The organism is Bacillus sp. TH17 (assembly GCF_016651125.1).
Classification (GTDB): Bacteria; Bacillota; Bacilli; order Bacillales; family Bacillaceae_G; genus Bacillus_A; species Bacillus_A mycoides.
Genome location: NZ_JAEKEN010000003.1, coordinates 405604 through 418205, shown reverse-complemented (window position 1 = coordinate 418205; position 12602 = coordinate 405604). Strand labels below are relative to the sequence as shown.

The following is a 12602-nucleotide window of genomic DNA, read 5'->3' as shown; positions in this document are numbered from 1 at the left end:
TAGAAATGAGAATGGTGTATGTTATTCTATAAGAAGCAAATAGAGGACTTTCTATTAGGAGTTAAAAAATTACAAATGGACTGATACAGAATGTAATGCAAGAAAACTTCGCTAAATATTTCAAGGATAGGGTGTAGACAATGATCAAATTAGAAAAAGAAAATAAAAAAATGAAAATCATTCAATCTGCCACAATACTGTTCTCTATGGGTGGTGTCCGTAACACAACGGTTGATGAAATTGCAAAGAAAGCTAAAGTTGGTAAAGGTACTATTTATTATTACTATACAGATAAAACTGAAATATTATGTGACTGCTATATGCGTCATATTCAGCTTATACGTTCACAATTATTTGATTTATATAAAGAGGAAAAAGATGTTTTACTTCGAATACAAAAAATCCTTCATTATATCAGCCTAGAATATCATCAAGATCCGTTTGTTTCTACACTCTTTCAAGAATATAAAGAGTACCATTCACCTGAAATTACAGCTTGTTTTAAAAAGTCTGAAGAAGAAGCAATTAAAATGATAAGTAATTTGCTCGAAAAAGGTTATCAGCAAGGAGCTTTGCATAAGGTACCATTACCACTTACAGCTTTTATGTTAGTACGAATGATTTTTAACTACGAACAGGATTACATAAAAGATGATAAAAGTGATAAAGAATTTCTGCAGTTGCTAAAACATATGCTTCTTAAAAACTAGTTTTAACCACATACAAAAAAAATTGCGGTACAAATATATGAAGAAGAACGTGAATAATGGATGGTTTAATAAGCTCTTTTCAGTCTGGACAAACCTGCAAAATATCCAACGCTTATGTAGGAATGACTGATAAAAGAACAACAGCGATTACAAGATCAAACTGTAAGGGAAAAAAGAATGAAATAAAGTATTCTGCTCGTAGTTCAGTTTTAGCAATATTAATGAGAAATACCAATCATTTACTTGTGCTGATAGGAGAAGTAAATGATTGGTATTCTTTACGTTAGCCAATATGATTTTAATTTAACTAATTCCCCGAAAGAATTCTCCTTCCTCAAGCGTGTGAAGGGCGTAGCCCAACGGTAGGTGGGAGATGAATTTCGGTTTGGCATAGCCAAAAACTTTTGATAAACTAGCTATATGAAGTTCTTTGATAACTTGATATATGAGGTTGCAGGAAGAAAATAGAGTGCGAAAACCAAGCCATTCGGTTCCTGCGTAAAATATCAACCGTACCAAAAGAGCGTCCAAGCGTTGGACATCTAGGGGTGGAACACCCCGAAGTAACGCTCAGGGAGACGAAAGGGTACTTTCGTCGTGGAACTGAGAAGCTCCCACTTCAAGCTTTGCTAAGTGGCGAGTAGTTCACAGACACCAGATAGCCTTCATCATTCCATTGATCATGACTTTTCATAATCGATGGTTTATTCGATTCCTTACACTCTTCTTCAGCAATACTAACCGCTACAATATTCCCTTTTACATAATGAAAGATTCGATCTCTTTTTTTACATCCATCATTCTTTTCCATGAATGTGGTACATTACCACCTCTATCTTTTTTTGGTGACCAAATAATTCCTAATTCCTTTTCTTCTTGATAAGTATGTCCCTGCATAACAATAAAATGGTTCATATATTCTCTCCTAAAGCGTATATTTACTACACTGATTTCTATTTAATTTAATACTAAAAAACTCTCCTACGATTAGCAAATAACCTATTTAAGTTTTTACTAATAATTAATTATACATTTTTTATTTCATACGATTTTCTTCTCATAAATTAAATCCCACATACAATGATGTTAACATGTAAAAATAATATAGTAGTTTTACAATAAAGTACATATCACACAAATATCTACAAAATCAGCACATGCGCTATTATTGATTTTTGTGATAAATGGAGAGTTTTAACTAAATACTCATTTATGCAAACAAAAGAGTTGACCTAAAAGGTCAACTCCTCTGCTTCAAATTCTTTATTTCTCTTCTTCTTTTTTTCCATTTCCCGTTCATTTTTAGCGATTAAATCATGAAAATGCTCTTCTTTGTTTTCTTCTATATACTTCATAAGTTCTTTAAATTCCATTCATATCGCCTCCTATACTTATTATATCAATAATATTATAAGTTGTCAGGAGATTATAGAAATTAAATCTATTTATCATTTTATAAAATTTATTAAATGTATGTTCCCTAAAAAACAAGAGCTGATTTTTCGTTAAATTGATTATTTCGAGATTCATCAACAATAATTTCTTTTGCTTGTTTTGATTCTTTAAAAGCAAAAATTTCTGGTTGCTGACCCGTATTATCATATAAGCTATAACAATCTATCAAATCTTTAATTTTACAAAATGTAGTTGCTACTTTCATATGGCTTTCTTCAATAATATGTTCCGGAACCAATCTTCCTGTTAGTTTAAAACGCATGATTGATCGTTCTAAAGCAACCTTTATTGGAACATCTACAATGATTGCATTAATACTGAATTCAGCTTGTCTTAATTGTTGAATCAATTTTTTATATTTCTCTACATTTTTCATTGTACCATCATACATAAAGTTTATTTTTCTCTTCATACAGATTTTTAAAAGTTCCATGGTAATATCACTGCTTTCATCATGAACCAAAAAGGCTGCTTGTTTTATTAGTTCTGTGTCCCCTGATTCCATTAATTGTTGATATTCTGGTATTTTTTCTTTGATCTTATCAGAATCTATCCAAATCATATGTTTCTTCTTACGTTTATACCCCTTACTTACTAACTCTCCAATTGAGCTTTTTCCAGCAGCAGAACCACCACCAAGTAATATGGCTTCAGGTTCTTTTTCTTGCTGTGAATGTTCATTTAAAAATGATTCAATAATCTCTTTATGTAGATCCTTACGTTCTATTACATACTCCCCATTGTTTACGTATCTTTCTCGGGTTGTTCTCAATTCGTCTTCTCCTCTTCTATAAATGAATTATTAGGTTCCCTTCAAAAGTTAGAGTACTTACTCTAACCCTGTACTTATAACTTTGATTTCTCGTCTCTACTTGAGATCATTCTTACTATGATTCCATATAGCTCTTTTAGTTAGATGCTATATTTTTCAATTCATCATTACACATTCCTTCTAAACAATCATATTTCTCTCTAACTTAATACCTACTCTATATATCCACTTAAACAAACAAAAAAGGACTCCTTTAAGTCGATTAATTGTGCATAGCAAAATAAGCTATATACACTAATCGGCTCAAAGAAGCCCTTTCAAAATTGAAACAAGAACACAACTTGCTTCTACAACTCAACCACAACACATAAGGTGTGGGAATAAACGGAATCAATTAAACTAACAATATACCTATATATTACATATTTTAGTTATTATTATCAAGATGATCTAGTAAATAATGTGCACTGACTTTTGCATTAATTTTTGGAATATCACGCTCTACTTCCAATAAATTATGAGAAAAATCAATATTTTATTAGTATAGTTAATATATGTACCCACTAATTAACTGCGTCTCTTTAACAGTGACCCATACATTCCACTTTATTATTTAACCTTGGACTGTTTTTCACCACATATATTATATAAAAATAAGAAATCCTCTCAAAAAAATTCTTTCTTTTTATATAAACTTATACACACATATTACAATTCATGTCAATATAACAATATCGCAATTTTATTATTAATATTTTATAACAGGAGATGAAAAGATGAAAGGACATAAAAAATCTCAGTAAATAATTTTTATATTAAAAATAAAACCTTATAATCCATTAATTTGATTATAAGGTTTTTAATTGTAAATTATTAATAATGCCCCTCTTTTAAGAGGATGCGCTTAATTATAATATAAAACTTGATTTTGTCTCCTCTTAATTATTCATTTCAAATCTACTTGATTACATGAAAAATGAGCTACTAATTAAATTACTATTTTATTTCATTCCATAAAGATAAAGCAAAGATCCAATTCGGATCCCCATTCCCTTGATAGCTTTGGGCCGCCTCGTATTCCTTACCCTCGTGAACTACTCTATCTCCTTTTTTATATGCTTTATACGAATCCCATTTCTCATAAGCGTTTTCTTGTTCCTTCGTAGTAACTGTTAAGATATCACTTTTCATTGATTCATTGCCAGCCGTATCAACTGCAGTAACTACATACTTGTATGTAGTATTTACTTGCAAATTCTTGTCCATAAATGATGTGGTATTAACAGTACCTATTTCCTTCGTAACCCCTGCAATTTCTCTGTATACAATATAATGATCCACATCTATGTTATCTTCAGACGGACTCCACATTAAGTCAACAGTATTGGCAGTGATTCCCATACTGTGTAACCCTTTAGGTTGAGTTGGCGCTTCTGTATCTGGTTTTTCCACTGTTGTTTTAATAACTAATGCTTCACTTTCCTTAGATATATTCCCTACAGCATCTACTGCTTTTACTGTATACGTGTAATCTGTGTTTGGGCTTAATTTTTTATCAACTACACTAGTACCTGCTACAGTATTAATTACTTCTCCATTACGTAACACTTGATACTCTTTCACCCCTACATTATCTGTTGCAGGCTTCCAATTAAGTTCTACGCTATTTGAAGTGGTTTTTACTACTTGTAGTCCAGATGGCCGAGTTGGTGCTTCTGTATCTGGTTTTTCATTATTAACTAGATTCACATCAATCACATTATAAAAAGCATTTACGGTATCAGCTACATCCCAAACCGCTAAAATGACATGATATCCACTACGATCAGTTGGTACATTAATTTTATGTGATAAATTATTAGATGCTGCAGAACCATCGTGTTTTACAGTTCCTATTAATTCAAAATCCGCTCTTGTTAGAGGTTTGTTTGGGTTCCATCCTTTTTTTGTAATGTAATAGTGCCATTGACTTGTTAAATGAGGAGCAGTGTATTTCCAAGTGAATGTATTCTCTCCACCCTTAATCGTATTCTTAAACCATCGATCAGCTGTTTGTTGATCAAGAATCCCACCAAACAGGCCTCCTGCTGAAGCAATTTTCCCATCAACCGGTCCACCTTGTGGGAATCCTTTAGGCGCTTCTAAGCTTTGCGGCTCATACATTACATTGCCACAATTTAAATTCAAAGCTCCATAATTCTGGCTACATAAAGCAGCACGGCTACCTGGCTTTTCAACGAACCCATGTGCATAGGCATTTTGAGGAATTAAAGTTGTACTCATAATTCCTACTGCTACTACAGCAGCACTTAATCCTTTTTTATTTGTAGTCATTTTTTTCAACTGCTTTAGAATTTTTTTATTCATTTTAATAGTCCCCTCCTATTAATTTTCTTACTATATTAAGAGCATTGATGTAAAAGAATAATAAACATAGATTACAAAGATTAAACAAATAAAAACGAAACCTCATAACTTCATACTCAAATATTCATTTAACTTCCTTTACATCCAAATAGCTTTATAATTAAATTATCACATAATAATTCATTAAACTTATACTGAAATTGTGCACAGTTTTTGAACTTTCTTCCAATACGCCTTTTTCTTTAAAAATCTCCCTTTCTGTAGCTTTAAAATGAAGTTTGATCAAAAACACTACGCTAGTCTATATTTTGTAGCAAAAAAAAGAATCCATTTTAACGAATTTACTGAAAGAATTCTCCTTCCTCAAGCGTGTGAAGGGCGATAGCCCAGCGGTAGAAACAAAATAGGAACGTGTCCATAAACTTGGCAAGTGCATAAGGTGAGGAAATTCTTCCCTCAAACGCTTTGATGTCACCCCTTTAATTTTCGCCATTGTATCGGCGGGACTAAGTGTTGGCATTGTATTTAAAAACAAGTGAACGTGGTCTGTATCACATTCCATTGCGATAATAACAATATCCAGTCCGTTACATATTTCTTGAACCAACATTTTGAAACGTTCTTCTACTTTTGTGTTTAGAAAAATCTTTCTTCTGTATCGTGGACAAAACACAAAATGATAGTTAATGAATGATACGGTTGTTTTAGTTCTTCTATATAGGTTTATACATACTAAAGGAGTTGAACTTTAATGCTTATTTCTGGCGCACTTAGTTCTGAAACACCATGTAAAACTCCAGTAATCTATCCAATAAAGATTACTGAGAATAGCTTTAAAGAAGGAACATACGTTATTTTTCATGTACTTGGTTCTTTACCAAATACAGCTTATATTGCGCATGTACGATCAAAAGATTCAGGCAGAGTAGGTTTAGATTTCCTGATTAATGGTAAATTTTCGTAAATATTGTTGATATCTACGAAAATTCACCTTGGCCTGAGGTTCAATTAGCAGATCAAAATGGTGTATTTTACTATAAGAAAGCACCTTCATATGAAGAACTGTTAGCTTATCTTGAAAAGCTTAAAAAATAATTTCTGATAAGATAACTCATGTGTTTACATGAGTTCTTTATTGTTTACTTGTCTATTAAAATAGCGTTTTCATTCAACATCAATGTATCTAATTTAATAATTGCACTTAAACCCTAATGCATAAGCCGTTTCTAGTATTTAAGTACGTCATAGAATACAATATAGGACAAGTTTTCTCATAATCTAGTCCTAATAAAATCGAGAAGGAGGTGAATACCAAATGGCTATCGTACCTCCATTTATAGCTTCTAGAAGATTTACATCCTCACTAGGTGCAGGAACAGGGACAGGTGCTGCGTTTGCGATTGCTGCTACAGCTTGTCTAAATGATGCTGGCGTGGCTGCTACAGCATTCCCTACTTTTACGTATTATAATCTCTATGTAAACGGCGTATTGCAGCCAGGTTCGAATTCTAGTGTTACTACTGGTCCAACTGGTGCTATCACAATCCCAGGTGGAGACACATTAGATCCAGGAATTCCAATCACTGTTGAGTTTATCGTAACTTAATCAACATCTTTTGTTTTTGGACAGATTTCTTTATTAAGAAATCTGTCCTTTTTTTTAACTAATAGTAATGAATTGCAGAATAATTGAAGCTCCCTGCACTGGAGCTTCAGGCGCTAACACAGTTAACTGCCCAGTTACAACCTGGTACGAAGATAGTGGCTGAAGAATTCCGTTTATAAATAAATTAATATAGGAAACATCACTTGGTGACAATATCTGTGTTGTCCCATATTGAGGTAAACCATCAGCATTTGTATAGACAAGTTTTTGTCCGTCTGAAAAAGTAAAATACAATACATTTGCCGTTTGTATTACTCCGGTTGGACCTGTTATTCCAGTTGGACCCGTTACTCCGGTTGGACCTGTTACTCCGGTTGGGCCCGTTATTCCAGGTGGACCCGTTACTCCGGTTGGACCCGTTACTCCGGTTGGACCCGTTATTCCAGGTGGGCCCGTTATTCCAGGTGGACCCGTTACTCCAGTTGGACCTGTTACTCCGGTTGGACCTGTTACTCCGGTTGGACCCGTTATTCCAGGTGGGCCCGTTATTCCAGGTGGGCCCGTTATTCCAGGTGGACCCGTTACTCCGGTTGGACCTGTTACTCCGGTTGGACCCGTTATTCCAGGTGGACCCGTTACTCCGGTTGGACCTGTTACTCCGGTTGGACCCGTTATTCCAGGTGGGCCCGTTATTCCAGGTGGACCCGTTACTCCGGTTGGACCCGTTACTCCGGCTGGGCCTGTTATTCCAGGTGGACCCGTTACTCCGGTTGGACCCGTTATTCCAGGTGGACCTGTTACTCCAGTTGGACCCGTTGGAAAAGTAATGGATGGGAGTGGCGGGAGAGTCGGTCCTATAGTTGCAGGATCTATAAACCTTTGAGTATCAGAAATTCTTCTAAATCGGTCCACATCAACACCTCCTTCCCTCTAATATTTATTAGATGATAAATTGTATAAAATGTTAAAAATCAATTTACAAACAATGTTTTCATCTTTCTAGTTTTTAAATTTCACTCTTCCTTCTATTGGTGTTTTCATGGAAAAAACCTAGTATTTCTATTTTTTTATTCTTTTATCTATAGTTTTTAAAGACAAAATAAGGATTTTGTTTAATTTTCTAGACCTACCACCAAATACCGTGTATCATCCGACCAACCTATTTCTTTCTCCATGTGAATTTCCTCTAACGTTTTATAGACAGGGAATCCAATACATTCCCACTCAACCTTTTCAGTCGGATCCATTTCCTCAATAACAACATCATGAATATCTCCAAAACCTATAACATCCATTAAGTAATAGCCAACTGCTTCAAATCGACTCTTCGCCCTAATAACTTTTATATTTTCACCTAAACCAAACATCACTTTATAGAATTTCATTTGGACCTTATTTGTTTTTTTAACACATTTTGCAATCCAATCGTAATAACTCTCTTCAATGAGAAGCACCTTTCCTACATCTTCAAGATTCTTCTTCTCCCAAAGCGATTTATTAGGTTTTCTAACATCCCTCATTTTAAAATTTTCAGATTCAGATGAACATCTAGACTCATAGACCATATTCTAATTTAAACGCTTCCTAAGAAAGCAGGTGAAACTGATGCCATCTATTGTTGGAAACATGGTTGTACAAAATAGTAACGGTTCTTTCAACTTAGGTGATTTTTATAACGTCTCTCCAAAGGAAAATACAAAAGCTTATAATGGTTCAGGCTCATCCAATGTTGCTTTTGTTGCTAATACCTTTAGTGGTGTTAGTGCGACAAACACATTTGATGCTGATGTTGCAGACCAAAACCAAGTTGGAACAGCATAAATTTATTCATTTCCCTCTACCTCCCTGAATAAAACTAAAAATCACGTCAATGCTGTAGCTAGGCTTTTAAGCAGCAGGAAATCTCTTATGTGTAACCGTAGAGATCTCCTTCAAGACTGAGCAGTTAGCTTTTGCTAGCTGCTCTTTTATTGTAAATCCGGTTCATATTTATGCTTCTTCTGTATAAAGATCTCGTGAACCAGTTTCACGCAAAAATCTACGGCATCCTCATCACTTGTAATATTTGCACCAATGTTGGCATTCTGAAGTTCTTTTATATCCCGTACCATTTGAGTTTTCGGTATCTGCGTCTCTAACATTTTTCGAATTACTTTAGATTGACTCCCCCCATCGTATTCACACAGAAACTCAATCTCACTCCATAACTCAGTTGGTAAAGTTAACGATACTTTTCTTGTTACACCGATCGCTTTACGTCCTGCTCCTTCTCTTTTCCCACCACGATTGTTTTGTCCAGTCATTATATATATCTCCCCTTTGATTAAAGTTACTTTATTCAAAAATATCCCTTGCATTGGATACAATCAATTAATTTTAGTTACTTTATTCAAATAGAGTTCGACAAAATGAAATTTTCATTACATTAATCCCCGTATAACATTTCCGGTCCTGCTAACACTATAACTGTAACTTAACGTTACACATCCTAACTTGCAGGGCCTAATTTTCTTTTGTACAACAAGCAGTTAGCTAATTAAGCTGATTGCTTTGTTGAGCCGAATGAAGGATTTATAAAAAGATTTCTCAACACCTAGCATTTGGAAATATATTACCTATTATGGTAATCCGTTGGTAATCCTATGATTTCTATAGCTTCTCTCTCGGACTTCGCCTCAAGCCAACGACGCTTCCACTTTTCGTCTTTGTCATAAAACTCTAATGAGTACGTCATAACGCTATTACGCTTCAAAAATTTGTCCGCTGTACTTGTTGCAGTATAATCAAAAATTTCGACTATATCCCTCCCGTGGTAGTTGTTTCATGCCCCTAACCCCATTGGACGAGATTTAATTTTGTTCTTATCTGCCTGATCCATGATTAATGTGGCGATTTCTAGTTGATTCCTTCCTAACCCTTTTGCTATTTCAAGAATATCTTTATCCTCATCCCACACTTCTCGTAATTGAATCACTTCGCTTTCATCAAACACTAGGTCCAATCCTTCTAAAGCGATATATCGCCTCTTATTTCAATGATTTTGTATCCTGGATAGCGATTGGGAGTAATGTACTCAATCGCTTTTTCTTTTGCTTCTTTTTCATTTCGTCCTTCCTTCCATACCCATGAAGGAAGGACGACTTTTGATTGATTTTTATCTAACATAGGCTTTCACTCCTTGTTTAATTAGAAGAAACGACCATGTTATAATAGAGGGACAAAATATTGTGTCGTTTCCTGAAATAGCTAATTAGGGGTAATCGACTGTTTTTATTTTCTCAATAACGATTATTCAATAAATCTGTTAACATTTAATTACCGATATGTGTATCAACCAGCCTGTGCATCTGCACAGGCCTTTTACTATGCTAATTTTAGTTAGCGGATGCATTTTTCTCACCCTTTATGATGCTTCGCACATCAGAATAGTTCATAATTCCGTAACACATGCATACGAGTTATCGTGTTAAAATTAAGCCATTCTCAAGAAGTAATTCTTATTTACTCGACAATTCTTTTACCCTGTTTAAAGCCTTGCCCCCTGCGAGGCTTTTTTATTTAGCTAAAGTAATATATTTATGTGCTTCCTCTACCTTATCTGCGCTGTTATGTACCCCTCTAGCTCTTAAATCTCGTATCATTTTGATTATGTTTGCTATTTCTTCTTTGTCACTCTGCTGTTTATCCATCACTTTTCATCCTTCATAATCCGTTTGTCTATCCGATCCATCAGGTAAATGAATCCTGCAATTCCGATAACTAGTACCAGTATCATAAAATACGAGAATGTACTTCCTTCCATTTTCTAGGGATAAAATTATGTGAAGATTGTACCAAATTAACCAATGAGGGCTACGGCTCTCTTTTTTTATTTCTAATCGACAAAATATGACAATATACGGATAATTATTTTGATAAGATTGTCCAGAAATATTACATTTTATATATCTTGGAGGAATTAAATTATGAGCAAGAAATTATTAATGGCTTTAGCATGCAGCGTGTTACTTATGGGATTGGCTGCTTGTGGTTCAAGTGATAAAGCAAGTACATCAGAAGAACCAAAACAAGAAACTAAAAAAGAAGATGAACAAAAGAAACTAGATGAGCAAAAACAGGAAGACGAACAAAAGAAAATAGAAGAACAGAAAAAAGCCGAAGAACAAAAAGAAGTTGAAGAGCAGAAACGATTAGAAGAACAGAAAAAGGCTGAAGAGCAAAAGAAATTAGAAGAACAACGAAAACAAGAAGAGGCTCAAAGACAACAGGAAGAACAAAAGAAACAACAAGAAGCAGCTCGGGCAAAAGAACAGGAGCAACAAAAAACTACTGCTAATACAGCACCTCAGCAACAAGCTGTACCTAAACAAGAGAAAGTACACTTTGCAAACTGTACAGATGCAAATAATGCCGGTTACTATGATATAACTCCAGATAGCCCAGCTTATGCTTCACATTTAGATCGCGATGGCGATGGCGTGGCTTGTGAACGAAATAAAGGACATAAAAAATCTAGTAAAAAACATTAGATTTATGGTTAAGCACTCTTGTGAGTGCTTTTTTTATTCTCATTCGACAAAATATAACAAAATACAAATAACTTGTTTGCTACCATGAGATAAGAAATCTTACATTTCAGCTTATATAACTAATACATACTGGGGGTAACACAATGAAACGCAGATTACTTACAGCATTAGCATGTAGCGCCTTACTTATGGGATTATCCGCTTGTGGTTCAAATGAGAAGACTGCAACTGAATCTAAACCTAAACAAGAAGCTAAAAAGCCTGAACCGGTTACTACAACTTCACTTATTAACGAGTTCAAGAAAGCTGGTATAGAAGCTGAAAATGCTACGGATCTACCACAAAAAGAGTTCGGTAACATGCGTAAAGATGGTAAACGAATCCTAATTCCTAAATTAGGTGAGGATAAAGGTGGCCGTGTGTTTGAATTTAGTAAGAAAGAAGACTTAGAAAAAGCTAAGAAGTACTATGATGAGCTAGGAAACTCAGCTCCAATGCTTTTCTCACATACATATGCTAAGGGGAATTTCCTTTTACAGATGAATGGCGATATGAAAGATGAAGAGTTTAATAAGTATAAAGAAGTTATGGATAAAGTAGTGAAGTAAATAGCGGCACTCGAAAGAGTGCTTTTACTATTTCTCAATACTCGAAATTATCTAACGTGGTAAAATAATAATTGGATTGGCATCCAATACCATATTACGTTGGTTCAAATCGCAGGAAGGCACCTTAGGGTGTCTTTTTTTTATAAGAAAACCCCCAAGCATTTATATACTTAGGGGCTTATCGATTGAAAGGTAAAACTGCTTACAATTCCTTAAATTAAGAACAAAGTGGGATTACTCCTAAACCAATTAATAGAGCTGCAGCAAACGCTGGAATTGGTACAGGAATCTGGATACCTTCTACAACTAAGAAGTATTGTCCACTTACTACTTGGAAACAAACTAATTGCATGGTTATTCCTCCCTTCTGTTAGGATTAATACATTATATTAAATAGTCTGTTTTTATTAATATATGCGATTTATTAATATTCAGGAGAAGTGCCTTAGATTGGCTTTCTCTTTTTTCAAAAGAACTTGCTCCATTAATGCATAAAAACATAAAGTAAATTGAATCCGTTAAAATACATGAGTTACCTCTTGTTTTATCCTCTTA

Annotated in this window: 17 protein-coding genes and 3 pseudogenes; 7 read left to right on the top strand and 13 right to left on the bottom strand. The window is 34.4% G+C overall.

The window, feature by feature from the left end; genetic code table 11:
- Positions 1-140: 140 nt before the first annotated feature.
- Positions 141-710, top strand: a complete 570-nt coding sequence (locus JFT95_RS28535; RefSeq protein ID WP_002016934.1) for a TetR/AcrR family transcriptional regulator — start codon at positions 141-143, stop codon at positions 708-710.
- Between the two features lie 56 nt (positions 711-766).
- Positions 767-994, top strand: a pseudogene (locus tag JFT95_RS28530) (IS4 family transposase); the annotation flags it as partial.
- Positions 995-1335: 341 nt separating this feature from the next.
- On the opposite strand, the pseudogene JFT95_RS30070 reads toward JFT95_RS28530, so the two are convergent.
- The 5 genes and pseudogenes from JFT95_RS30070 to tnpA form a co-directional block, all read right to left on the bottom strand.
- Positions 1336-1625: pseudogene (locus JFT95_RS30070) on the bottom strand (HNH endonuclease); the annotation flags it as partial.
- 317 nt (positions 1626-1942) lie between these two features.
- Positions 1943-2083, bottom strand: a complete 141-nt coding sequence (locus JFT95_RS28520) for a hypothetical protein (protein WP_201053970.1) — start codon at positions 2081-2083, stop codon at positions 1943-1945.
- 107 nt (positions 2084-2190) lie between these two features.
- Positions 2191-2937, bottom strand: coding sequence for a zeta toxin family protein (locus JFT95_RS28515; RefSeq protein ID WP_151304186.1), 747 nt, complete (start codon positions 2935-2937; stop codon positions 2191-2193).
- 996 nt (positions 2938-3933) lie between these two features.
- On the bottom strand, positions 3934-5304 hold the full coding sequence (locus JFT95_RS28510; protein WP_201053969.1) for a lytic polysaccharide monooxygenase: 1371 nt from the start codon (positions 5302-5304) through the stop codon (positions 3934-3936).
- A 301-nt stretch (positions 5305-5605) separates the two neighbouring features.
- Positions 5606-6031 carry an IS200/IS605 family transposase gene (gene tnpA, locus JFT95_RS28505; protein ID WP_307838421.1) on the bottom strand — a complete coding sequence of 142 codons (426 nt, stop codon included), beginning with the start codon at positions 6029-6031 and terminating at the stop codon, positions 5606-5608.
- A 24-nt stretch (positions 6032-6055) separates the two neighbouring features.
- Between tnpA and JFT95_RS28500 the strand changes: the two genes are divergently transcribed.
- Positions 6056-6268 (top strand): hypothetical protein, encoded by a 213-nt coding sequence (locus JFT95_RS28500; RefSeq protein WP_201053968.1) that lies wholly within the window; start codon positions 6056-6058, stop codon positions 6266-6268.
- A 351-nt stretch (positions 6269-6619) separates the two neighbouring features.
- On the top strand, positions 6620-6910 hold the full coding sequence (locus JFT95_RS28495) for a DUF4183 domain-containing protein (RefSeq protein WP_201053967.1): 291 nt from the start codon (positions 6620-6622) through the stop codon (positions 6908-6910).
- A gap of 54 nt (positions 6911-6964) precedes the next feature.
- Here JFT95_RS28495 and JFT95_RS29950 read toward each other — a convergent pair whose 3' ends face one another.
- Both JFT95_RS29950 and JFT95_RS28485 read right to left on the bottom strand, forming a co-directional pair.
- The gene (locus JFT95_RS29950) at positions 6965-7822 is read right to left on the bottom strand and encodes a DUF4183 domain-containing protein (RefSeq protein WP_201053965.1); all 858 of its coding nucleotides are present in this window, start codon (positions 7820-7822) and stop codon (positions 6965-6967) included.
- Between the two features lie 200 nt (positions 7823-8022).
- Entirely contained in the window at positions 8023-8430 is a 408-nt protein-coding gene (locus JFT95_RS28485) for a hypothetical protein (protein ID WP_242487652.1), read from the bottom strand.
- An 85-nt stretch (positions 8431-8515) separates the two neighbouring features.
- Between JFT95_RS28485 and JFT95_RS28480 the strand changes: the two genes are divergently transcribed.
- Positions 8516-8731, top strand: coding sequence for a spore germination protein (locus tag JFT95_RS28480; protein ID WP_078205660.1), 216 nt, complete (start codon positions 8516-8518; stop codon positions 8729-8731).
- A gap of 146 nt (positions 8732-8877) precedes the next feature.
- On the opposite strand, the gene JFT95_RS28475 is transcribed toward JFT95_RS28480, so the two are convergent.
- The 5 genes and pseudogenes from JFT95_RS28475 to JFT95_RS29945 all read right to left on the bottom strand — a co-directional run bounded on the left by JFT95_RS28475 (position 8878) and on the right by JFT95_RS29945 (position 10599).
- Positions 8878-9213 (bottom strand): CopG family transcriptional regulator, encoded by a 336-nt coding sequence (locus JFT95_RS28475; protein WP_242487651.1) that lies wholly within the window; start codon positions 9211-9213, stop codon positions 8878-8880.
- 308 nt (positions 9214-9521) lie between these two features.
- Positions 9522-9735: pseudogene (locus JFT95_RS28470) on the bottom strand (hypothetical protein).
- Complete coding sequence (locus tag JFT95_RS28465) at positions 9732-9926, bottom strand: hypothetical protein (protein WP_113937361.1); 195 nt, start codon at positions 9924-9926, stop codon at positions 9732-9734. Before JFT95_RS28465 ends, JFT95_RS28470 begins: the two are co-directional and overlap by 4 nt.
- Entirely contained in the window at positions 9917-10075 is a 159-nt protein-coding gene (locus tag JFT95_RS28460; protein ID WP_002069381.1) for a hypothetical protein, read from the bottom strand. Before JFT95_RS28460 ends, JFT95_RS28465 begins: the two co-directional genes overlap by 10 nt.
- 389 nt (positions 10076-10464) lie before the next feature.
- Positions 10465-10599, bottom strand: a complete 135-nt coding sequence (locus JFT95_RS29945; protein ID WP_274606799.1) for a hypothetical protein — start codon at positions 10597-10599, stop codon at positions 10465-10467.
- Between the two features lie 276 nt (positions 10600-10875).
- On the opposite strand from JFT95_RS29945, the gene JFT95_RS28455 reads away from it, so the two are divergent.
- Together JFT95_RS28455 and JFT95_RS28450 are read left to right on the top strand one after the other, a co-directional pair.
- Complete coding sequence (locus JFT95_RS28455) at positions 10876-11439, top strand: excalibur calcium-binding domain-containing protein (RefSeq protein WP_078205658.1); 564 nt, start codon at positions 10876-10878, stop codon at positions 11437-11439.
- Positions 11440-11582: 143 nt separating this feature from the next.
- Positions 11583-12047 (top strand): stress protein, encoded by a 465-nt coding sequence (locus tag JFT95_RS28450; protein ID WP_201053959.1) that lies wholly within the window; start codon positions 11583-11585, stop codon positions 12045-12047.
- Between the two features lie 217 nt (positions 12048-12264).
- On the opposite strand, the gene JFT95_RS29940 is transcribed toward JFT95_RS28450, so the two are convergent.
- Entirely contained in the window at positions 12265-12399 is a 135-nt protein-coding gene (locus JFT95_RS29940; RefSeq protein WP_002016520.1) for a hypothetical protein, read from the bottom strand.
- Positions 12400-12602 lie beyond the last annotated feature (203 nt).

Coding starts and splice junctions, on each gene's coding strand:
- JFT95_RS28520 (WP_201053970.1), bottom strand. CDS start 2,083: ATGGAATTTAAAGAACTTATGAAGTATATAGAAGAAAACAAAGAAGAG.
- JFT95_RS29945 (WP_274606799.1), bottom strand. CDS start 10,599: ATGGATAAACAGCAGAGTGACAAAGAAGAAATAGCAAACATAATCAAA.
- JFT95_RS28500 (WP_201053968.1), top strand. CDS start 6,056: ATGCTTATTTCTGGCGCACTTAGTTCTGAAACACCATGTAAAACTCCA.
- JFT95_RS28450 (WP_201053959.1), top strand. CDS start 11,583: ATGAAACGCAGATTACTTACAGCATTAGCATGTAGCGCCTTACTTATG.
- JFT95_RS28455 (WP_078205658.1), top strand. CDS start 10,876: ATGAGCAAGAAATTATTAATGGCTTTAGCATGCAGCGTGTTACTTATG.
- JFT95_RS28510 (WP_201053969.1), bottom strand. CDS start 5,304: ATGAATAAAAAAATTCTAAAGCAGTTGAAAAAAATGACTACAAATAAA.
- JFT95_RS28460 (WP_002069381.1), bottom strand. CDS start 10,075: ATGTTAGATAAAAATCAATCAAAAGTCGTCCTTCCTTCATGGGTATGG.
- JFT95_RS28485 (WP_242487652.1), bottom strand. CDS start 8,430: ATGAGGGATGTTAGAAAACCTAATAAATCGCTTTGGGAGAAGAAGAAT.
- JFT95_RS28480 (WP_078205660.1), top strand. CDS start 8,516: ATGCCATCTATTGTTGGAAACATGGTTGTACAAAATAGTAACGGTTCT.
- JFT95_RS28475 (WP_242487651.1), bottom strand. CDS start 9,213: ATGACTGGACAAAACAATCGTGGTGGGAAAAGAGAAGGAGCAGGACGT.
- JFT95_RS28535 (WP_002016934.1), top strand. CDS start 141: ATGATCAAATTAGAAAAAGAAAATAAAAAAATGAAAATCATTCAATCT.
- JFT95_RS28495 (WP_201053967.1), top strand. CDS start 6,620: ATGGCTATCGTACCTCCATTTATAGCTTCTAGAAGATTTACATCCTCA.
- JFT95_RS29940 (WP_002016520.1), bottom strand. CDS start 12,399: ATGCAATTAGTTTGTTTCCAAGTAGTAAGTGGACAATACTTCTTAGTT.